Source organism: Pedobacter sp. A2324 (assembly GCF_059693705.1).
In genome coordinates this window covers 20,442-42,875 of record NZ_JCASSK010000008.1, presented here as the reverse complement: position 1 = coordinate 42,875, position 22,434 = coordinate 20,442, and the positions used below count along the sequence as shown (strand labels likewise).

13 protein-coding genes are annotated in these 22,434 nt (G+C 39.9%); 3 read left to right on the top strand and 10 right to left on the bottom strand.

Translation table 11 applies throughout. From position 1 onward, the window contains the following. Positions 1-154 precede the first annotated feature (154 nt). Complete coding sequence (gene metK / locus AC570I_RS20715; RefSeq protein ID WP_497407037.1) at positions 155-1,405, top strand: methionine adenosyltransferase; 1,251 nt, start codon at positions 155-157, stop codon at positions 1,403-1,405. 510 nt (positions 1,406-1,915) lie between these two features. Here metK and AC570I_RS20710 read toward each other — a convergent pair. After that, positions 1,916-2,437 (bottom strand): biopolymer transporter ExbD, encoded by a 522-nt coding sequence (locus AC570I_RS20710; RefSeq protein ID WP_497407036.1) that lies wholly within the window; start codon positions 2,435-2,437, stop codon positions 1,916-1,918. A gap of 97 nt (positions 2,438-2,534) precedes the next feature. Next, positions 2,535-3,065 carry a superoxide dismutase family protein gene (locus AC570I_RS20705; RefSeq protein WP_497407035.1) on the bottom strand — a complete coding sequence of 177 codons (531 nt, stop codon included), beginning with the start codon at positions 3,063-3,065 and terminating at the stop codon, positions 2,535-2,537. Between the two features lie 117 nt (positions 3,066-3,182). On the opposite strand from AC570I_RS20705, the gene AC570I_RS20700 reads away from it, so the two are divergent. Together AC570I_RS20700 and AC570I_RS20695 are read left to right on the top strand one after the other, a co-directional pair. Continuing rightward, a complete protein-coding gene (locus tag AC570I_RS20700) occupies positions 3,183-3,530 on the top strand; it encodes a hypothetical protein (RefSeq protein ID WP_047800921.1) in 348 nt (115 codons plus the stop codon). 103 nt (positions 3,531-3,633) lie between these two features. Beyond that, complete coding sequence (locus AC570I_RS20695) at positions 3,634-4,485, top strand: EamA family transporter (protein WP_497407034.1); 852 nt, start codon at positions 3,634-3,636, stop codon at positions 4,483-4,485. Between the two features lie 25 nt (positions 4,486-4,510). Here AC570I_RS20695 and AC570I_RS20690 read toward each other — a convergent pair whose 3' ends face one another. The 8 genes from AC570I_RS20690 to AC570I_RS20655 form a co-directional block, all read right to left on the bottom strand. Further along, the gene (locus tag AC570I_RS20690) at positions 4,511-5,377 is read right to left on the bottom strand and encodes a glycoside hydrolase family 16 protein (protein ID WP_497407033.1); all 867 of its coding nucleotides are present in this window, start codon (positions 5,375-5,377) and stop codon (positions 4,511-4,513) included. Then, the gene (lacZ, locus tag AC570I_RS20685; RefSeq protein ID WP_497407032.1) at positions 5,355-8,501 is read right to left on the bottom strand and encodes a beta-galactosidase, LacZ type; all 3,147 of its coding nucleotides are present in this window, start codon (positions 8,499-8,501) and stop codon (positions 5,355-5,357) included. The genes AC570I_RS20690 and lacZ overlap by 23 nt, the downstream gene beginning before the upstream one ends. A gap of 54 nt (positions 8,502-8,555) precedes the next feature. Next, positions 8,556-10,550 carry a RagB/SusD family nutrient uptake outer membrane protein gene (locus tag AC570I_RS20680; protein WP_497407031.1) on the bottom strand — a complete coding sequence of 665 codons (1,995 nt, stop codon included), beginning with the start codon at positions 10,548-10,550 and terminating at the stop codon, positions 8,556-8,558. A 9-nt stretch (positions 10,551-10,559) separates the two neighbouring features. Further along, entirely contained in the window at positions 10,560-13,763 is a 3,204-nt protein-coding gene (locus AC570I_RS20675; protein ID WP_497407030.1) for a SusC/RagA family TonB-linked outer membrane protein, read from the bottom strand. A 661-nt stretch (positions 13,764-14,424) separates the two neighbouring features. Next, a complete protein-coding gene (locus AC570I_RS20670; RefSeq protein ID WP_497407029.1) occupies positions 14,425-15,339 on the bottom strand; it encodes a BT_3044 domain-containing protein in 915 nt (304 codons plus the stop codon). A 51-nt stretch (positions 15,340-15,390) separates the two neighbouring features. Further along, entirely contained in the window at positions 15,391-17,376 is a 1,986-nt protein-coding gene (locus AC570I_RS20665) for a RagB/SusD family nutrient uptake outer membrane protein (protein WP_497407028.1), read from the bottom strand. Positions 17,377-17,389: 13 nt separating this feature from the next. Beyond that, on the bottom strand, positions 17,390-20,497 hold the full coding sequence (locus tag AC570I_RS20660; RefSeq protein WP_497407027.1) for a SusC/RagA family TonB-linked outer membrane protein: 3,108 nt from the start codon (positions 20,495-20,497) through the stop codon (positions 17,390-17,392). A gap of 54 nt (positions 20,498-20,551) precedes the next feature. Further along, entirely contained in the window at positions 20,552-21,877 is a 1,326-nt protein-coding gene (locus AC570I_RS20655) for an IPT/TIG domain-containing protein (protein ID WP_497407026.1), read from the bottom strand. Positions 21,878-22,434 lie beyond the last annotated feature (557 nt).

The following is a 22,434-nucleotide window of genomic DNA, read 5'->3' as shown; positions in this document are numbered from 1 at the left end:
AAAAGTGGATTGATTTGCTATCCCGAATCATCGGGACCGGATTGCAACCACTTAAAAAAATTGCTAATACCTCCTTTCAACCCGTTTACTACCTGTTTCAATAAGGGGTTTGGCAATTACAATAATTTTATTAATCACTAATAATATATAATAAATGTCGTATTTATTTACATCAGAATCTGTTTCTGAGGGGCACCCAGATAAAATAGCCGATCAAATTTCGGATGCATTGATTGACAACTTTTTAGCATTCGATCCTGAATCGAAAGTAGCTTGCGAAACGCTGGTTACTACTGGTCAGGTTATCTTAGCAGGTGAAGTGAAATCGAAAACTTATCTGGACGTTCAGCAAATTGCACGTGATGTAATCAAAAAAATTGGCTACACCAAAAGCGAGTATATGTTTGAAGCAAACTCCTGTGGCATTTTATCGGCAATTCATGAACAATCGCAGGATATCAATCAGGGTGTAGACAGAAGCAGCAAGGAAGAGCAAGGTGCAGGCGACCAGGGAATGATGTTTGGTTATGCGACCAACGAAACTGAAGACTATATGCCATTGGCATTAAACCTTTCACATAAATTATTGCAGGAACTTGCTGTTCTTAGACGGGAGAATGATGAGATTAAATACTTACGTCCTGATGCAAAAAGCCAGGTAACACTTGAGTACAACAATGATAACAAACCCGTTCGTATCGACGCAATCGTAATCTCTACACAACATGATGATTTCGATGAGGAAGCTACCATGCTTGCTAAAATCAAATCTGATTTAGTAAATATCTTAATTCCACGAATAATTAAAAACAATCCGCAGTATGCCCACTTATTTAACGATAAGATCCAATACCACATTAACCCGACCGGAAAATTTGTAATTGGCGGACCGCACGGCGATACCGGTTTAACAGGCAGAAAAATTATTGTTGATACTTACGGAGGTAAAGGTGCACATGGTGGCGGTGCTTTCTCAGGTAAGGATCCAAGTAAGGTAGACAGAAGTGCAGCTTATGCCACCCGCCACATTGCAAAAAACCTGGTTGCTGCCGGCGTTGCTGAAGAAATTCTTGTTCAGGTATCGTATGCAATAGGTGTTGCAAAACCAATGGGTATCTATGTAAATACTTATGGAACAGGAAAGGTTGGTAAAACGGATGGTGAAATCGCAAAAATTGTGGAATCTGTTTTCGATATGCGCCCTTATTTTATCGAGCAACGCTTAAAGCTTAGAAATCCGATCTACAGCGAAACTGCAGCTTATGGACACATGGGCCGTACACCTGAAACCGTTAACAAAACCTTCAGAACTCCTAATGGTGAAGAAAAAACGGTAACCGTAGAACTCTTTACCTGGGAGAAATTAGATTATGTAGATCAAGTTAAAACCGCTTTCAGCATTTAATCTTTCAACTTATAATAATTAAGGCCCTTTCGTTAATACCCGAAGGGCCTTTTCATTTGATTGAGGTTTGTTAATTAGCACAAATTATATTTCAACTCCTGATGCCTACCCTGTTCGATCACCGTCCCCTTTTCAATCACAATATTTTATCAGCATGACTCATTTCCGTAGTGTTCATTTCTTGAACGTTAAGGTTTTTTAAACCTAAACTTTTCATAATAGGAATTTTATGACTTTTTAGGTTCTTACTCTGTTGATGGGCTTTTCAAGTTTGGCCCACGCTTGGCCAGGCATTAAAACGAATGTAACCATATCCGTGATAGATTTGTAGTATTAAACATATCCATATGCCTCAATCGAATTAGAAAAGAAAATAAAAACAGCTTAAAATAACTGCCGGGGCGTATTTTCTCGAAATTAACAAGTCGGGGAAATTGTATTCAAGTTATTCATTGAAATTTCAGCGTTTGTTATTCTTTTTATTCGCATCAAAAAACCATTCAACACCTGTTACAGCGCTTTTTCCTTTAAAAATGCTTCCTCCTGCGGCTGAAGATTTTTATCATCAATCGTATAAGATTTAATGTTGTTAATCTTCATCTCATCAACTAAGTCCACAAAATCTTTAAATACCGAATGTTTAGTCGGCTTGATGATCACAATCAGATGTTTCGAGGCCTGGATACTGGCAACAAGAGTTTTATACTTCCTAATTTCCTGGTCAATTTCCCCTACCCCGCTAATTTTCATATTAGCCGTGGCTGGCAAACCAATGTAAGATACCGCACGATTATTTTTACCAAGCAAAATGGTCATCGTCCTTGATTCGGGATAAGGTTCATTACAGTCATCGCAATCCACAGGCTTGGCCACGTCTGCAGCATTTAATTGCCCTAATGTAGTCGTGAGCATGAAAAATGTAGTAAGAAGAAACATCAGATCCACCATTGCTGTCAGGTCTACACGTGGAGATGATTTTTTTGTTCTCCCTTTAACGGCCTTGCCGCCTTGAGATTCATTTAAAGTTGCCATAATGTTCAGGTGTTTTAGAGATGATGACAACCCACACGAAATTGCATAAAAAAGGGCAACTAAATTTTAGCTGCCCTTTTTCCAATGTTAAATCGATCTATTTTATGGCCTCAATTACCCCGCAACCAACTCGCGGACCTGAATTTCCCGTTGGCTGTGTAACATAATCATCTGTTCCACCATGAACAATGATCCCACGGCCAATAATATTTTTGATATCGCCCTCCTGAGTACTCCACCGGTCTGTGGTAACAGAAATTTTTCCTTCACCTTTATTGTCGAGCATGATGTTTCCGATGTCGCCACTATGGTAGGCCGCTGAACCCCATTTACCATGGTTCTCTTTTGTTGGGTTCCAGTGCCCATGAGTATTTTCGCCCATATCGCCGCAGTCACCATGTTCATGAAAATGAACAGCAACGTTGCTATCTGCCCTGGCCGCAAACTTAAGTTCCAGATCCATTTTTATTTTTCCATCGCTAAGTTCGTAAAACTTAACAGTACCAATAGATTTAGTGGGGTCAGCCGTTTCCGCAAGGTTTGCCGTAGCAATCTCTTTATCCGCTTTTGTACATGCACCAAGAAATGTGACGCCAGCAGCAGCTAAAATTAAAAGATATTTTTTCATACGATTATAATTAGTTTAATATCAAACACATTGATGCTCATTTGGTTTGATATTTAATGACCTACATTAAAACCATTTAAGAAACCACTTGTTTACTCAGTATAAAATCATATAACTATGGAACAGCCAATTGCAATGAACACTTTGAGCCAGATTTTGGAGAAATTGAGGCTGAAAGGAAATGATAATGAGTTAAAATTAACCGATCACGGTAAGATGCAAAGCAAAACGCTAAGCAAGATCTATAAACCTGAAGATTTAACGATTGTGAAAACTTATCGTTTTGAAGGTGATTCAGATCCTGCCGACAATTCTGTACTGTACCTTGTGGAGGATCAGGAAAAAAATATAGGATATATTCTGGATGCCTATGGCATTTACTCTGATAACCTCGGATCAGGATTTGACGATTTTTTAAAGAAAATCCCTACCGAGAATAGAGATGAACAGGAATTGTTCTGCTAAAAAGTGAAAAACAATTTTAAAGCGTAATGGATACCCCATTGCGCTTTTTTGTGCAATCTGGAATTAGATTTGCGTAAGTTTGCCGCTCATTTAACGAGCCCAAATGAAAACCAGATTTAATATCCCTCCTATTCCGGCAGTGTTATTGTCGATTTTGAGTGTGCAATGCGGAGCAGCCATAGCCAAAGGTCTGTTTCCAGGCATCGGACCAATTGCTACCGCATCCCTCCGGATCGGTTTGTCTGCCATAATTTTATTGATTGCTTTCAGGCCGAACATATCGAAACTGAGCCATAAACAGTGGAAATATGTAACCCTATATGGTCTGTGCCTGGGCGCCATGAATATGGTTTTCTACATGGCAATTGCCCGTATTCCTATCGGCCTGGGCGTTACCCTGGAATTTATCGGTCCCTTAGTTGTGGCAATATTCGGATCAAAGAAATTGGTTGATTTTTTATGGGTTGCGCTTGCTGCAACAGGAATAGTTTTAATTACCCCCCTAACCAATAATGGGCTGGATCCCATAGGAATTTTACTGGCTTTGCTAGCGGCGGCATTTTGGGGGGCGTACATCGTACTTGGTGGACGGATCTCAAAAATTATGAGTGGAGGCCAGGCCGTTTCCATTGGAATGGTATTTGCCTCATTGCTTATCATCCCGTTTGTATTTTTAGACGGTGGACTGGCGCGCTTAAATCCCCATTTACTTACCTTGGGCCTGGCGCTTGCTTTACTTTCCAGCGCCATCCCATTTACCTTGGAAATCCGGGCTTTGAAACAGTTACCAGCCCGGACTTTTAGTATTTTAATGAGCCTGGAACCCGCAGTTGCCTCTATTACAGCTTTTGTATTTTTGCAGGAACGGTTATCACTGAAAGAATGTTTATCCGTTGCATTCGTAGTTATTGCTTCTGCTGGTTCATCCCTGACTGCAAGAAGAGCGAAGCTGTAGCTATGCTCAGAAAGACACAAATTTCCTATTTCTGATAAACCCGTACATAATCTATTTCAAAACGATTAGGGAAATCTGTCTTTGTAGGGTCACCCCCATTATCACCACCGATGGCCAGATCCAGCAAAATATAATGCTTCTGTTTAAAAGGATGCAAGCCAGCACGGTCGTCGTTATCGAGATCGCGCTGCTGTACCTTGTTCAGTAAAATATCGTCAACAAATAAACTGATTGATTCCTCATCCCAATCCATACGCCAAACGTGAAATTGCTTTGCCCACTTTTCGCTTCCTAACTCCGCTACAGGTTTAGTTTTGCTAAACCATTTTTGCTTGCCATCCTTAGCGGTACTGACCATGTTAGCCAGGATTTTACCTTTGTAATATTCCATAATATCAATCTCACCATTGGCCGGCCAGCTCCCTTTCTCTCCCAGCGTCCAAAAAGCAGGCCAAAGGCCATCACTGATATTGATACGCGCACGCATTTCAAAACGGCCATACTGAAAATGTTGGAGCCCACGGGTAATCAGGCAGGCTGAGGTGTAATCAATATCTTTTCTGGATTTACGCCAGTCACGGCTCCCCGCAACAAAGTTCGGATTAGCCTTCTGTTCCTTTCTGGCCTCAATCACCAGAAAACCACCTTTACAAAAAGCATTCTCTGGCTGGTACCATTGATATTCATGGTTTCGCACAAAACCTTTCTCATAAGTCCAGTTGGCGGGGTTCGGAACTCCATCTTTCTCAAATTCATCAGCCCAAACCAGTTGGTATCCGTCAGTCGCAGAATTTACAACCTGCGCCCTTTTGATGGCGCAGGATTGTAATGCTAAAACTAAACTAATAAAGATGAAATGAAAGCGAATGTTATTTTGCCTCTGCCTGTGCATTGCCTAATAATGAAATAGTATAACTGTACGTATATTTTTTATCTGTTAAGCGATATTGTGCGTGTGGATAGGCTCCCCAGCTGTCATCACCGCCAACTCCTCGTTGCTTCAGATCGATGTTCAAAAACACATTATTTCTTACAGGTAAATCTGTTGGATGTTGTTGTTTTTTCGTTAAACCTGGATCCAAATCTTCAGTAGAATGGTTAATGGCCGTAAACGAAAGCGGTTGACTACCCTCAATTTTTATTCCATTCCCTTTATCGTCTGTTAAGCTTAACCAGCGTACATCCGTTTTATTGCCACTTTCCTGCGGACGGATATATCCTTTATAATACTGATTCTCTACCTTATCCTCATAAACACCTATAAACGAAGCAAAATTACGGTCACTGTAATTTTCATAAGGCCCTCTTCCATAGTATTTGAGGTGATCATACCATTTGGGAAGCTCTGTTCGCATGCCGAAACGAGGAAGTTCTGGCAAATCTCTTCCTGCCATATCCATAGTAGCGTTTACCTTTACCGATCCGTCATTATTAATCTGGTAACTAACCACGTAAGGAACTGCAACGCTATTCAGCACATAATTTACTTTGATTACCAATCCGCTATCGGATTGTTTTCCCACGTCAACTGAAATGAGCTTGCGGCTTTCATGAGCCGAACGCCAGATCCCTAATCGCTCAGGCATGTTATTACCAAAATCGTTGTCTGTTGGTGCCCGCCAGAAATATGGTTCCGGGAATCGGTTGAAATCTCTCCCTTTATTGATGTTATAGTGAACAAATCTTCCGGTTTTAGTATCAAACTCACCACTCACCACTCCACTTGTAAAAGAAAGTTTGTTCACTTCTGTTTTTACCTTTAAATCTGCAGAAGATTTTGTTTCTTTAGCAAAGAAATTACCGGCATAGTTAAACTGCTCTTTTGCTACTTCAAATCCCGCAGGAAGCATGGCAGTAGCTTTTTTGGTATAAGCATATATATTTAAGAGATATTCAGTTCCGGCAAATGATTTAAACATCGGAAGATTCAACTTAATATCTTTTTTATTATGCGGCGCCAGGTTTACATCGAAGTTTCCTTCTTTGATTACTTTTCCATTGCTTAACAGTTCCCATTTGAAGCTATACTGATCAAGATTAGTAAAGTCAAATAAGTTTTCTACCGTAACATTCCCCTTCGAAGCCTTAGCTGAAGTAAACAAAATATTCTGATATATTTTCTTGATTTCATAAGCTCCCGGATCTGGAATACGATCCGAACTGATCATTCCATCGGCAACGCCATTCTCATCGTTTTGCCAATAAAACCCTCCTAAATCACCACCATAGGCCCAAAAAGTTTTTCCATTGGCATCTTTAGTTTTAATACCCTGATCTACCCAATCCCAGATGAAGCCACCCTGCATGTGTTTACTGCTTCTGATGATATCAAAATATTCCTGAAAATTACCATTGCTGTTTCCCATGGCATGGGCATACTCACACATAATATATGGACGGGTTTTGCTAGCATCGTTGGCATATTTCTTCATTGAACCGATACTTGGATACATCGGGCATACGATATCGGTGTTCCAGTCTTCACCAGCCTGCTCAAATTGTACCAGCCTGCTATTATCACGTTGTTTAATCCATTTGTAGTTATCGTGAAAAACCGGACCGTTACCGCATTCATTACCTAAAGACCAGATAATGATTGAAGCATGGTTTTTATCCCGCTCCACCATGCGCACCGTACGATCCACATGTGCCGCAGCCCATTCCGGCATATATGCCGGATGTTTAGCCTTATCGAACCAGCTTTGCCATTCAGCCCCCATTCCATGTGTTTCAATGTTCGCTTCATCCACCAGATATAAACCATATTCATCGCATAATTTATACCATAGCGGATCGTTAGGATAGTGAGATAAGCGCACAGCATTGATGTTGAGCTCCTTCATTAAACGGATATCTTTCAACATCAGTTCTTTAGTAGTGGTGTGTCCTGTTACATCATCGTGTTCATGGCGGTTAACGCCGTGTACATACGTAGCAACGCCATTAATCAAAAGCTGAGCATCTTTAATTTCAACTTTTCTGAAGCCGACTTTTGCACCGGTTATACTTACCTGCTTTCCTTTTGCATCATCTAAAGTGATGATACAATCATATAGGTTTGGCTGCTCAGCATTCCATTTTAAAGGATTTTTGATCGTGCCGCCAACTCTTACGGTTTGGATAGAATCTGTATTACTATTAAATGTTTGCTTTCTAGTGAAAACGGTTTTCCCGGTTTTATCCAGCAAGCTAACGGTAACAGCCCCTGTTGAAGGCGCATTTTTGGCGAATTTGCGAATATCAACATCCGCACTGAACAAGCCATCTGTATAAGTTTTATCTAAGTCGCCCTTTAAAAAGAAATCCCAGATGGTCTGTTTCGGCATTGCATACAGATATACATTACGCTCAATACCACTTAACCGCCAGAAATCCTGATCCTCAAGGTAACTCCCATCCGACCAGCGGAAAACCTGAACAGCCAGCACGTTATTGCCCGGTTTTAAGAAGTTGGTAATATCGAACTCTGCCGGTGTTTTAGAAGCCTTGGTCATGCCTACCTTTTTACCATTTACGTAGATAAAGGCGCAACCCGAAATTGATCCGAAATGAATTATCGTTTCTTTACCCGACCAGTTTTCGGGCACCGTAAATGTTTTCCTGTAAGTTCCAACCGGATTGTTTTCGCCAATAAAGGGTGGATTCTTTGGGTGTGGATAAGTAATATTTGTATAGATTGGAATACCAAAACCATTCAGCTCCCAGTTCGATGGAACAATTAAATTTGCCCAGCCACTATCGTCCAGTTCAGGCTTATAAAAGTCTAATCTTCTATCGGCATATTTATCTACATAAAGGAACTTCCAGTTGCCGTTTAAAGATTTAAAGTACGGAGATTTTGTATAGTCATCGTCAAGTACATCTTTTTGCTTATCAAAAAGCATAAAGGCAACATGCGGTTTTTCCTTTCCCTGGTCAACTAAAGCAGGATTTTCCCAGTCGTTCTTCTGCGCCATGAGAGGCTGCATAAACAATAACGAAAGGAGTGAGAGGGGAATAAAATTTTTAAGGTTCATGGTGTAGAAAATTGTAATGGCTACAGGTTTCACAAAACCTGCAGCCAGAAAATATTAAAGTCCTGTAGGTATTGAGCCACCTGCGGTAGACCAACCTGGATTCTGATAAATAGGAGAAGTTGCAAAATTGCCTCCTGTTGAGGTAATATTAAAATGCTGCGTGGCAATAGGACTAAGGTAATGAGCCATCGTCCATCTTGCCCCTTTATACGAGTCAGCATTTGAACGAATTTCCTGTGGCCTCAAATACAGACTCAATGCCGGATCCGAAACAATTGCTTTGGTATCGGTCGCGCCATAAATGATCTGAGCAGCGGTATACCATGATCTCATCGGGCCCCACAATTTGAAACCTTCAAAATGATAAGGAGTAGTGATCATTTGATCCATAGCTCTCCAGCGTTTTAAATCCATGGAGCGAAGCCCTTCAGCCATTAACTCACTCCTTCTTTCCCGGCGAATATTATAGAGCGTTGGAGATACCAGTGCATTAGCTGAATAGGCACCCCAATCCTGGGTTTCTCTCGACATCACAGTTGCAGATATCGTTTGTTGGAAATCAATATTCACCTTTGCTCTCGCCCTTAGCTGCTGCCAGTATCTGGTTGCATCAGCATCAATCAGTCCATTTTTTTCGTAACTCGCTTCAATATAATTGAGATAAGCTTCGGAGGCCCTAAAGGTAATGCTGCCAGTATACCCCTGGCCGTTATTTGCCTGTGCAGCATCATAACTTAAGCCTTTTCTAATGGTATAACCTGTGGTGTACTTCTGCTCATAACCAGGTTCATAAATCCTTGGGGTAGGTTCAATTGCCGTTGCATGTGTACCTTGACCGGCATTTAATAATACGTTCTTTTGACCAGGTTCCTTCAAAAATAAAGTTAACCTTCCATCTCTGTTTTTTCTTACATCCGCAATGTAATCGTCACCCTGGTAATTACTTCCTGTAGCATAAATGGGTAGGCCATTATCCATAAGGAAGCTCTCCACCATACTTCTTGATAATCCAACGGCATAATTACCCGCTTGGGCATACACCGGTACATTGTGCGTAACTAATCCCGCAGCATATTGCCTCCATAATAAAACCTCACTATAACCTGACATGTTAGTAGCACTGAACATATTGAAATAAGGGTTCTCATTATTTGGCGATTCAATGGTACCTGTATTTGCAACCAATGATATAGCGTCAGCAACAACCTTCGCAGATGCCATGGCCTGAGTTAAAAAGTATTCGATTTCTGATTCAATAGTTCCCGATGGAAATTGATAATTAGAATTATAATCTTTGGCTTTACCAGGCCAGTTCTGTCCATTAGGCACGAAAGCTGTTCCTTTGAAATATTTTAGCCATGTACCTTCAAATAGGGCAACACGCGATTTCAATAGTTGAGCACACTCCTTTGAGATTCTGTTTTTTGATGATACCGGAGAAGCTTTTAAAAGCAAAGCTGCAGAATCAAGATCGGAAATGATAAATCTTGCAACTTCATTGCAGGGTTGCCTTTTACTAATTTGCGTTAGAATTTCCTTTTCGTCAGGATACACTCCTCTCACTATGGGGAAATCTCCAAGGGTTTGCAGCTTCTTAAAATATTCATATGCCCTCAAAAAATAAATTTCGCCAATGTATTGTTTAATGTTATCGGCATTTCCAATAATTTGACCTGCTTTCCAGCGAGGAAGTACTGTATTAAGGAAATAATTTGTTTGGTAAATATTAGTGAAACTCCAGTCTCCGCCGGTTGCTTCTACACGCCATAAACCTGGAATAAACTTATTATCTAATGCAGGAATCACCATATTGTCGGTGTTTCCATCAGTACCAAAAGTTCCAAATGACCAGTTTCCATGAGAAGGAAGAATATCAGGATATCGGGCGATAGCATACGCAGCAAGCTGGCCTTCTTCCTGAAGATATTTCTCAGGGGTAATGTTTGACAAAGGTTCTTTATCTAATGCCTTTTTACAAGCCCCAAAGAAAAGAATTGTAGCAACTAAAGCTGCTAAACGAATATGTATTCTAGTTTTATAAAAATTCATGTTTTTCGATTAAAAGGTTAAACTTAAACCAAATGAAAGCACTTTAGATAGCGGATATACGCTTCCGTTAGCTCCTCCATCAATCGTTTCCGGATCAAACATTTCAGCTAGATTTGTCCAGGTAACTAAATTTTCCCCGGAAGCAAAAATCCTGAATTTCTGAGCGCCGATTTTTTTGATCAGCTTATTGGGCAAAGAATAGCCCAACTGAATATTTTTCAATCTGATGTAAGATGCATCCTGTAGATATCCTGTTTGGGTTTGCTGGTTTTTACCTGAACCGAATGTTGGTCTTGGATAATAAGAATCTAAGTTTAAACCAAGCGGACTATTCGGATCGTTCCTGAAATAATCCTCATGTTGAACTAAACCTGTCGACCACCATTTATCAGATGTTGCTCCCCAGAAAAAGTAGCTGCTTTGCCAGTAATCCCGCTTTAAAACACCCTGGAAAAATGCCCTGAAGTCGAAGCCTTTGTAATCCAGATTGATATCTAAACCTACACGGTAACGTGGGGTATTATTACCAATCAGATGTGCATCTCCGGAATCACCCTGTGTCCAACTTCCCCAATCTAGTTTTCCATCCTTGTTATAATCAGCATACATGATATCACCTGCAGCCCATTGTGAGCCAAATACAGACTGACCATTACTTAGTGTTGCCAGATGGGCATTCATTTCTGCCTGAGTTTTCGCAATTCCGATTGTACTATATCCCCATATCTCACCAAGCTTCTGACCGGTTCTGTAAGTATTGAGCGACATGGTAGCGTTTGGATAACGTGTAACGGTTGTTTGGTAATCAGATAATAGGAATTTCACATTATAGCCCAGTCCATTTTTTAAACGGTCATTCCATCCGATTTCAAATTCGAACCCCAATGATTTTAGATCTGTGTTATTGGTCTGCGGAACAGGTGTTCCAAGAATTACAGGAAGCTCTGGAGCCGGGCCAACCATGTTTAGCGTTTTACGATTGTACCAGTCAAATGAGCCCGTCAATCTGTTTTTCAGAAACCCGAAATCTAAACCAATGTTATAACTTTTAATGGTTTCCCATGTTAAAGTAGAACTTACTATGCCAGGTGCACCAGCTGTATTTGGCCTCCCACCATCAATTAACCAGACACCGTTAGCAGTACCAACTGGCATGGTTAAATAGGTAGGGTACCAATTGTTCGTATTCTGATTACCTAAGTTACCATAAGAAGCCCGTATCTTGAAAGTATTGGCAAACTCAAACCGGTCTTTCCAGAAATTCTCCCGGGCAATATTCCACCCTGCCGATACTGAAGGAAACCATCCCCAACGCTTATCGGAGCGAAAACGCGATGACCCATCATAGCGAAGGTTTGCCTCTAATAAATAAATTCCGTCATAGTCGTAATTTAAACGGCTGAATAAGCCTGCTGTAGCCCAATTCTGATATTGACCATTAACCACAGGCGCAATTACCTTACCATCAGCATCAAGGCCGGAAGTGGTATTTAGGGTGGCGATATCGGAAACAATGATGCCATTTCGCTGGGCACTAAAATCTCGATATCTGGTATCCTCATACTGGAAACCAGCCATAATTTTGAAGTTATGCTTAGCTAAGCTTTTTGAATACTCAGAGTAAATGTTCGTATTAAAGTAGTTTTCTTTAAATCCGTATTCGTAGACATTTGAAGTTCTCTTATATAAATAGGGTACACCATTAACATCATGATTATAGGTTTGTTGCGAATCCCAATGGCGGAACTGTGTTTGTGTACGGTAGTTGGCTTCTGCAAAAGTCTTCCAGCCTTTAACAGGTTCAAATACCAATTGAATTTGCTGATACATCCAATCTTTCGCCTGATTATCCTCTCCCCCTTCTGCCATCTCTAATGCTGGAGATGGTGAACTATATAGATATCCATTAGGATCGTATAATGGTAAAGTTGGCCATCCCTGCCTTCCTATTGCTTCGTAAAAGCCATCTGTTAGTGCCGAGGGACGATGATAGGTTTCCCGTAGAAAACGATTACTATAGTTTGCAGTTAAGTGATCAGCTATTTTAGTATTTACTTTAACAGTGGCGCCATAACGATTGTAACCATCCTGATTAAATTTCATCATTCCGGTTTGATCCAGATAGTTTCCAGAAAGAAAGTAAGAAGTCGCTTCAGTTCCTCCGGTTAAGCTAATGTTGTGCTCCTGGGAGAAGCTATTGTCGCGGTACATCACTTTATACCAATCATTATTATCATTACCGAAGTCATAACCATCAGCCCAGCGTGAAGCATTATTTGGACTCGGAATGATTGTTGAAGTGATTTTCCCGTCCTGAAAATCTTTAATCCGCTTTAATTTAGCGGCATCAAAATGGGGTGCATTACCACCATTTACACTAGCATCATTGAAATAAAGTGCAAAGGTGTAAGAGTCCATCATTTCAGGTAACAAAACCGGACTCGTAATCCTAAAGCTGTTATTATAATTTACCTGAACCTTCCCAGCTTTACCTCTTTTTGTCGTTACAAGTATTACGCCAAAAGCAGCTCTTGAACCATAAATAGATGAAGCAGATGCATCCTTTAAAACGGATATACTTTCAACATCTTGTGGATTCAATGCATTCAAAGATCCCTCCATGCCATCAATCAAAATTAAAGGGCTTGAAGATGAACTTCCGATAGTGCCCGTTCCACGAATATTGATACTTGCTGTGCTTTCAAGAGACCCATTATTCTGCCCGATATTTAATCCCGGTATTAAACCCTGAAGTGCCTGGGTTACGTTTTGAACCGGACGGCTTTCCAAAGCCTTGGCATCAACCGTACCCACCGCTCCGGTTAGGTTAACCTTCTTTTGTTTACCGAAACCTACTACCACTACGTCATCTAAACTTTTAGCCTCGTCATCCGATAAAGTGATGTTAATCTGGGTTTGGTCTGCAACAGCTATGCTTTTGGTTTGGTAACCAATGAAAGCAAACTCCAGCACCGCCCCTTTGGAAACGGAGATTTTGTAAACCCCATTATTATCACTCATGGTAACATTAGCTGTTCCCTTTTCTTTTACTGTTGCACCAGGGATAGTGTTGGATTGACTGTCTGCAATACGCCCCGTGATTGTTACTTTGCTGCTTTGCGCATTTGCTTTTTGTGCCCCAATACCATAAAGAAATATGGTAATGAGAAATACTAAAAAGCACCTTTGCATCTGTAATGGATTTCGACTCATTTTTAAGAATTTATTAGTTGATTAGTTTTCTTATAGAAGCACTAATTTGAGCCGTGAAGTAAACCTTTTAAGGTAAACATGAAAGTCATTGACACCATAAATCTATCTGTCTTTGGCTACCTACCGCACCGCTCATTATCCAGTCCTTATACTTGATTAATACAAAGTAACTACTAAACTACCCATCTTAACAGGGGGTAATATGGTATTATAAAGGGGCTAAACTGTTAAATTATGTAACAAATGTGTTGATTCACCCCTTCTTTTAATTTTTAAAGCGTCAAATGAACGTTTAAATATTCAAAAGTAATTCATCATCAAAACGTAATCATTTTTGCTATTTATTAGCACCCCTTAACCCTGATCAATACTGTAAAATTACCGGAATCCCGTTGTAGAGAATGAACCAATTTTACCAGATACAACCCTCATCTTAATCAAAAAATAGGTTCATAAAAAAGGGCATATAAAGTTTCCGACTTTATATGCCCTTTACAATATTCAGCTAATGGTTGCTAACTAAATCTTAAAAGCTGAACCGTTAGATCATCTTATAATGATAGGTTATAGTGAATGTTTCGGTTATGGTCCTATTGATAGGGCCCACGAAATTGAACAGGTTTAATGATTCTCATTGACTATATTTTTCATTACGACGACATTAAACTGCTGGTGGTACTGTAGCCGTAAATGTTCCTGTAAACTGATAGGTAACCCCGCTGACCACGTAATTATACCAGGCATTAAATGTTTTCGTATCCGGGTTATATGTTCCACCTCCGGCGGTAACATTCAGTGTTCCCCATGCACTAATTGTCAATGTATTATCAACGGCAACCTGCATTTTAACGCCAAAAGGAGCTATGTTGGCATATTCTTCTTTATTATCCAAATGATAAAAACGCACCGTATTGTAATTTGTGGCCTTTAGTTGTCTGGCAGTAAGAGATACAGATGTAACATTTGTTGGAGTATTAAGCGGATAATAGGTACCTACCACTTTGTAAGTATAATCTGAATAAGCATTAATAAGGTTTAGAGACACCATCAATACAGTATCCGTTTTTCGTATTGAAATGTAATCAGGTTCCGATACGGAGGCTATCTTTACTGAAAAGGCATATAATGAATCTGGTTGCAGACCTGCCGTTTTAACGTATACGGGAGTTGTACCATTTACTTCATTTGCTTTGATCAAGACATTTTTACTCGGAATTCTATAAAAAAGATCATTTAGTTTACGAATCTTGATATCCGTAGACCTGTATAAATACAAGCTATTGTATCTGGTGATCTGTGCGAGCCCTGCATCGGCAATAGTTGCAGTTACATCTCTGTCTATATTTAAGCTTCCGCCAGTAGCCACAGATAAATTGAAAGAAGCTTCAGCATCGGCCCCATTCAAATAATTCGCTTTTATTATTGTCCGTCCCTCGTTATTGGAACTATTTGCTCCCACAAGATAAACCTGTTTGATATACTGCTCTTTATCTAGTGGATTATCTTTCTTCTTACAACCACCAATCACTACAGTAAGGGTTATAAACGAGTATAATATAAATTTTAATTTCTTCATCAGTTTAAATTATTTATCATCTCAAATCAATTATCTCTTTAATTTCAATTACTACCAACTTGGATTTTGCACCAGCTTGGAATTTTTATTCATGGAATTTAGCGGAATTGGCCAGAAAAACATCTTAAAGCTCCAAACCCGCGTAGTTAAAGGTTCAACAAGCGTGGTACGTGTATAAAACAAATCTTTCTGACCTGTTGTTGCCTTCACATTCATACCAACTACAGGTTTACTCATAGCATCGGGTGCATCAAGCCAACGGCGTAAATCGTGGTATCTGCGCCCTTCGCAGGCAAATTCTATTTTACGCTCCAACTTAATGGCTTCCCTTATTGTTTCCTGACTTGCCAGTTCCTGTGCAGATAAACCCGGCATACCTGCCCTAAACCTTACGCGGTTAAAAGCATTTTGTATTTCTGATAAGTCTCTGGTTACTACGGTTCCTGTAGCTGCATCAGTATACGACCCGTTCATTTCGTTTAACGCCTCAGCATAGTTCAACAACACTTCGGCATATCTAAAGATCGGAAATGTCTTGGCCCTTATAGCTGATGAGGCTTGTATATTATCGGTGTGGTGATTGTACTTAATGCAAGTATAGCCGGTATGGTTGTAATCATTCGGACTATTGATTGTAGGGGTAGCATTTCCATTGGAATAATAGGTAACTTCAAGATTGGTATAGGGACTGCTTCCAGTGTAAGAGGTACCTTTCCAATACGAATGATTAAATCCAATTGTTGCGTAGAAGCGCGGCTCACGATTGTTGTACATCCGAGCGGTATTGGCTGTTAATTGGACATCCGAATAGGTTTTAGCTGCCGGAATGGAGAGATAGGCTTCAGAATTACTAGGGTAAGGATAAGCAGTACTTGAACGGCTGATGCTATTTCCATCTTTCATTCTGTAAGAATCCACCAGATCTTGTGTTAGATTAAGACCATTCCAACCGCCCAAAAGTGCAATAGTAGACAAGTTTAAAGAAGAACCACTACCTAGTGGGTTAACATTTGTACACCATATGACTTCACGATTGGCATTCGCGGGAATTTCTCCGATAAAACTATACTTATAAGAACGGTAAGGATCGATACCTCCAGCACCGTTGGGATAATTTGCACTTGGCACATTTGGTGCCAAAGGATCTGTATCAGTACTTTTAGGATAGGTAAACAATTCGTATAAACCGGTTTGCATAATACGTTTAGCGGCAGCAGCAGCTTTTCCCCATTTATCATTATTGTAAGTTTGGGATATAAAAGGTGTGCCATCTTTTCGCAACCAATTGCCATAAGATCGGTTGCCATTAAACATCGGGCTTGCTGCAGTGAGTAGCACGCGTGACATTGTGGCCATCGCTGCGCCTGATGTTGGACGATAAATATCACTTAAAGCCTCCTGATTTGCCGACAGATACCCTGTTGCCAACTCCATGTTTTTTACAATATAGGCCACGCAATCATCAAAACTGCTACGTTCTTGTGAGAGTGACTCTCCATCATCATTCAAATCAGACAAGTCATCCGGAGGAATCACAGCAGGTCCGTATTGTTGGATAAGGAGGTACATGAAATATCCCTTAAAGAAATACATTTCACCTAAATATTGGCGCTTAGATGTGATGGACAGGCCTTTTGCTTCATCTATCCTTGCAATAACAGTATTTGCTTTACGGATGCCTTTGTACCAGGTAGCATAATTATTAAAATAGGTGTTGGCTGCAAAAGGCGTAATTTCGTTAACCATGAGTTTTATTCCTGCATGACTTCCATCATTCCATGAAGTAAAGTTTTCGTCGGTTGCCTGCTGAAAAGGAGCCCATGAATTGGTCCACAATCTTTCTTCATCAGGAAGGTAGGAGGCTATTCCATTAATGTAAGTCCGTAATTTATCCTGGTTAGCAAATACACTATCTATATTGGTCATATCGTAGAGATACTCATCCACATTAAGGTAGTCTTTTTTGCAGGAACTTAATCCTGTGCCTATCACACCGGAAATAATAACTGCGAATAATATTTTAAGTTTCGTGTTCATCTGAATAATTAGTTTAAAACGTTACAAACATTTGCAGGGTGTACATTCTTTGAAGCGGATATACAGCTCCATTATTGGATGCCTGTTCAGGGTCCCAGAGTTTAACATTATCCCAAACTTTAAGGTTATCGCCAACAATACTAAATGTAGTTGAAGATATACCATAACGTTTTAAGAATTTATTGTCGAGTTTATAAGATACTTCAACATTTTTTAAGCGCAGAAAAGATGCATCTGCCATCCAGAATGTGGAAGCCTGATTATTGTTATTATTTGCACCATAGGTTAAACGGGGAAAACGTGCATTTGGATTCTCCGTAGCCGTACTTCCTGAAACTGTGGCCGGAATCCAGCGGTTGCCCGGATCAGCTACGATACTCAGCACATTCCCGGTTGATTCTCCTGAAAACGGATAGTAACCTGCGCCACCAAGAAAATAGCCAACCTGATCCTGACCGGTAAAGAACACATTAAATGTCCATTTTTTATAGGTTAGCGCTGTTGCCAAACCATAAATTACACGTGGTACATTGGAATAGTTAAGGGGAACAACATCATCTGTATTAATGACACCATCACCGTTAATGTCTTTATATTTAATGTCGCCAGGCAAATAGTTGGCCATAAAAGTTTGTATCGGACTATTTGCGATATCGGCTTTGTCTTTAAACAATCCTAACGCAACCAGGCCTCTTTGCACACCATAAGGTACATCGCTGTACGATTGGTAAGGAAAGTTTAAACCACTTTGTTCCCAATGTGTAACTCTATTTCTGGAAAAGGTAAAATTACCTTTAACCGTTAGGGAAACATCCTTACTCAGATTTTGAAAATAAGTTAAATTACCGTCCATACCCCAGCTTTTCATCGAGCCCACATTGAGGTATGGCGCTTGAGCTGCACCTACCTCGTCTGGTATTGATACCCGTTGCTGATAGATATCATCTGCTTTTGTTAAGAAAGCATCCACGGTTAAATCAAATTTACTTTTAAGGAATTTTACGTCCAACCCTAAATCGTATTTAGTTGAGGTTTGCCATTTTAATCCACTTGTTCCAACCTTACTTTCAACAATGGTATTTCCCCAATCGTTACCTCCTGAGGTTAAGATAGTTTGATATGGAAAACGCACCAACCTGTTATCGGAGTTTAAAATTTTTGCGTTCCCGACTTTACCCCATGATCCACGGATTTTAAAATAATCTACAAACTTGATATTTTCTTTTACCCATTCATATTGGGTAGGGATCCATCCGGCAGATAGAGCAGGGAAAAAACCATATTGCTCACCTGGTTTAAAGTTTTCGGATCCGGAATAACCAGCATTACCTTCTAATAAATAGGTGTCTTTGTAAGAATAGGTTAAACGACCAGAAAGCGCTTGTGTTCTAAGCGGGATAACACTCATATAAGGATCGCTATAGGCAGTAAGACTAGAAGTGATATCTTCCTGTCTGTACACATGTAGGAGACCTGTAAAATTGTGTACGGAATTAAATGTGCGGTTATAATTCACTTGTCCCTCTATATACATTTGACGGGTAATTAAAGAGCCTTGCCCATAACCGGCATCAGAGGAAGCAATTGTTCTTGATGTTATTAATTTTCCATCGTTAGCCCTTCCCGAAACTGCTGAAGCCTGGAATGCTTCGGCTCCCATTTTAGGGTGGCTAGCGGTATTACTTCCATAATAAGTCCAGGAGAACAACCCTCTGGCACTTAAGCCGGGCGTCAAAGATTTTAAATCCTGGTCAAGACTCAATTTAGCATTTACAGTATTAGTATTGGTCTTTCTAAATCCAGTATAATTTAATAAGTAGTAGGGAGATGGCGTTGTGCCACCAATGCCATAAGCAGCAAGCTGACCATTGGAATATCTCACCGGAATACTTACAGGTGTAACATTAGCTTGTGTGTCCCAAAGAAATTTATTATCAGTAGCATAAGCAGGCGAGTTTTGAAGCGCTATGGCATCATCAAGATTCAGGGCCAGTTTGGTCGTTTTTGTTAGGTCTACATCTATATTGGCTCTAAAATTATATTTATCGTAATTGGTATTTACGTCATATAGGTTCACATTCTTGTCTTGCTTAAAAATACCCTCCTGATTCAGATAACCTAAACTCATATAATACCTGGCAGCAGTACCACCTCCGGAAATGTTTAAATTATATTGCGAGTAACGCGTATCGTCTTTTAGGATAACATCCCTCCAATTTGTATTCGGATAAAGATCCGGATCCAAATTAGTTCTAAATAACTCTAATTCTACAGGACTATAGATGGCAGCCTGCCCTCTCCCCAGCCTTGCTTCATTCGCCAGTGAAGCGTAATCATAAGCTTCTACATATTGCGGCATCCTTGCCGATTTGGTGAAGGTAGAATTGGCTTTAAAATTCAATTTTAAATTACCGGCCTTACCTCTCTTAGTGGTAACAACAACTACACCGTTGGCTCCACGGATACCATAAACGGCTGTCGCCGAGGCATCTTTTAAAACTGAGAAACTTTCTATATCGGAAGGATCTATATTATCCAGATTTCCTTCTACCCCATCAATCAAAATTAAGGCTGAAGCACTCGCACCGAAAGTACTGATTCCCCGAACCCAGAATTCGGAAAAATTACTTCCCGGCTCACCACTACGTTGTACAGCAACAATACCCGGCACTCTTCCACCAAGCATATTACTCAGAGAAGTTGCAGGAACTTGTAAATCCTTTACGTTAATAGTGCTGATAGACCCCGTTGTAGTTATCTTACGTTGTGTACCAAGACTTACCACCTGAACCTCTTCGAAATCGCTAACATTTTCTTTCAGTACCACCTTGATTTTATCTTTTGATTCATTTGCAGCGAGTTCAAATGACTCAAACCCCATAAAGGAGAAAACAATTGTACTCCCTTTAGGAACATTTGCCAAACGGAATCTTCCATCCGAATCTGATGAGGTACCAATCTTCGTGTTACCTTTTACAAAAATGGATACGCCAATAAGCTCCTTACCTTGCTCATCCATTAATTGTCCCGACATTGTTAGTTTACCACTATCCTGCGCATATAACGCAGCATTAAACATGGTAAAGACATACATCAAAACCAGATATAATATTTTTCTCATAAATTTTGTTGTGCTTAACTTGTTAATAAATTAAATCAAATGCAGATCTGAACATTACTCAATTGCAAGCTTACGGATTGTCACTCCCCAGCTTTCGCCAATAAATATTACATCGTTTTTATCGATAGTCAGACAGTAAGGATAATTAAAGGTTGATGCAAGGGGTAGTCCATTGGCTCCTCCAAAAACACCTGCAATTCCTGCTATGGTAGATACATAACCAGTACTACGGTTGATCTTTCTTATCAGATTTGAGTTTGAATCTGCAACGTATAGATTACCCTCACTATCCACGCACATTCCGGTGGGTGAAGTAAAGGAAGATTCGCCAAGCAGTTTTCCATCCGCTTTTCCCAATCCATTAAAACCAGCGTATTCCGTCACTGTTTTCCCATCTTTACTAACTTTGTACACACCATTAGTGCTTTGAACAGTAAAGTAGAAACAGCTCTCTATTTTATTATATACCATATAGCTATATTCAGTGGATCCAACATTTCCGCAGGCAGTATTCAGAATCTGAACATTCGTTGGGTTCGCGATTTCTAAACGTCCAAATTTGCCATCTTTATCTCTGAAATAGAGCCATTGCTCTGTATCATCTAAGCAAGCAGAATATATAATACCTGTTGATCCCGGAATTTGCGCTGCAAGAATTTGCGGCTGCCAAAGACTACTTTTTTCATAAAAATATACTTTATGCGGCACGTTTCTTCCTATAGAATATAATTTCGTACCCGTACTATTTAAAGCGGGTTGTGTACCATCAAATCCTGTCTGAAGCGTAGTAACTTTATTGTCGTTGATAGAAATATATCTCACATTACCGACCATCGACTCGAAGGATATCAGTTCGTCATTATCCAACGCGGCAATACCAAAGGTTCTTTGGATCCTGGCATCCGAAAGTGATCCATTTACATAGCCCACAACAGTTGTTAGCCCCACAACATTTGATACACTTTGTGCAACTATGTATTTGAATTTCTTCGTAATTACTCCACTCTTCGCCTCCACCATTACTTTTACAGCATTCAAACCTGCATTTTCTTTAGGTACTAAACAATAAATCGTTTCATTGTTTAAGCCAATGATAGTAGCTGACCTATCTTTTTCAGTATCTGTAAAGTAGACTTTCACTTTCGACTTATCAGTACCAAAATTTGAACCTTTAATTACAAGTTTAGTGCGGATACCGCCCGAATCGGGGGTAAAAGAATTAATGGTTATGGGCAGGCTTGGGTCATATTCAGTTGCGGCCGTGGAGTTTTGATTTTTCTTACACGCAACAGCGAATACAAGCAAAACAAAGGCAAGCAACGGATGGCGCATTGCCCAACCGGTTTTTCGGAAACCGGCGATCAAGTAGTTGTTCATCATGTTTATTTGGGTTAGTTTAATTGTTTTTTGGCAAAAGAAATTCTCAGGGCCCTCGAGCCAGATTATTCGATCTGCTTTTTGTTTAATCTGAAATCAAGGATTGGCTCATCATCACTTTCTAGCTGGATAATGCCGTAGCATTTACCATCATTTAAAAGTCCCAGTGATCCTTGTAAATAAGCCAGAAGTTAGTTACTCTTCCTTTGCTGTTGATAGTCTGGATTTTCTCATAATTAAGTTTTTAGTATTTGGTTGGTAACAAAGTAACTATTAAAAAAGCATTCCCAGGGAGGGGCAATACGGTATTTAATAGGGGTTAAAATGTTACTTTTCAACTAAAAACGCAGATTTTACCAGCATTTCATTTTTTAAACGTCGATGGGACACTTAAAAATCGGGTACAAAAAAAAATAATGTTGCCTATGGGATTTTGGAGATACATAATTAATAGCGTTCATAATGATTGGATTCTGTTTGGTATGCAGGTTATAATAACATTATAAATATACCTTAATCGACAGGCTTGTGATTGGCGTAAATTAACAAGCACAACCCTT

Bases quoted from the DNA above. Each gene is read 5' to 3' on its own strand.
- metK (WP_497407037.1), top strand. From the start codon at position 155: ATGTCGTATTTATTTACATCAGAATCTGTTTCTGAGGGGCACCCAGAT.
- AC570I_RS20710 (WP_497407036.1), bottom strand. From the start codon at position 2,437: ATGGCAACTTTAAATGAATCTCAAGGCGGCAAGGCCGTTAAAGGGAGA.
- AC570I_RS20705 (WP_497407035.1), bottom strand. From the start codon at position 3,065: ATGAAAAAATATCTTTTAATTTTAGCTGCTGCTGGCGTCACATTTCTT.
- AC570I_RS20700 (WP_047800921.1), top strand. From the start codon at position 3,183: ATGGAACAGCCAATTGCAATGAACACTTTGAGCCAGATTTTGGAGAAA.
- AC570I_RS20695 (WP_497407034.1), top strand. From the start codon at position 3,634: ATGAAAACCAGATTTAATATCCCTCCTATTCCGGCAGTGTTATTGTCG.
- AC570I_RS20690 (WP_497407033.1), bottom strand. From the start codon at position 5,377: ATGCACAGGCAGAGGCAAAATAACATTCGCTTTCATTTCATCTTTATT.
- lacZ (WP_497407032.1), bottom strand. From the start codon at position 8,501: ATGAACCTTAAAAATTTTATTCCCCTCTCACTCCTTTCGTTATTGTTT.
- AC570I_RS20680 (WP_497407031.1), bottom strand. From the start codon at position 10,550: ATGAATTTTTATAAAACTAGAATACATATTCGTTTAGCAGCTTTAGTT.
- AC570I_RS20675 (WP_497407030.1), bottom strand. From the start codon at position 13,763: ATGAGTCGAAATCCATTACAGATGCAAAGGTGCTTTTTAGTATTTCTC.
- AC570I_RS20670 (WP_497407029.1), bottom strand. From the start codon at position 15,339: ATGAAGAAATTAAAATTTATATTATACTCGTTTATAACCCTTACTGTA.
- AC570I_RS20665 (WP_497407028.1), bottom strand. From the start codon at position 17,376: ATGAACACGAAACTTAAAATATTATTCGCAGTTATTATTTCCGGTGTG.
- AC570I_RS20660 (WP_497407027.1), bottom strand. From the start codon at position 20,497: ATGAGAAAAATATTATATCTGGTTTTGATGTATGTCTTTACCATGTTT.
- AC570I_RS20655 (WP_497407026.1), bottom strand. From the start codon at position 21,877: ATGATGAACAACTACTTGATCGCCGGTTTCCGAAAAACCGGTTGGGCA.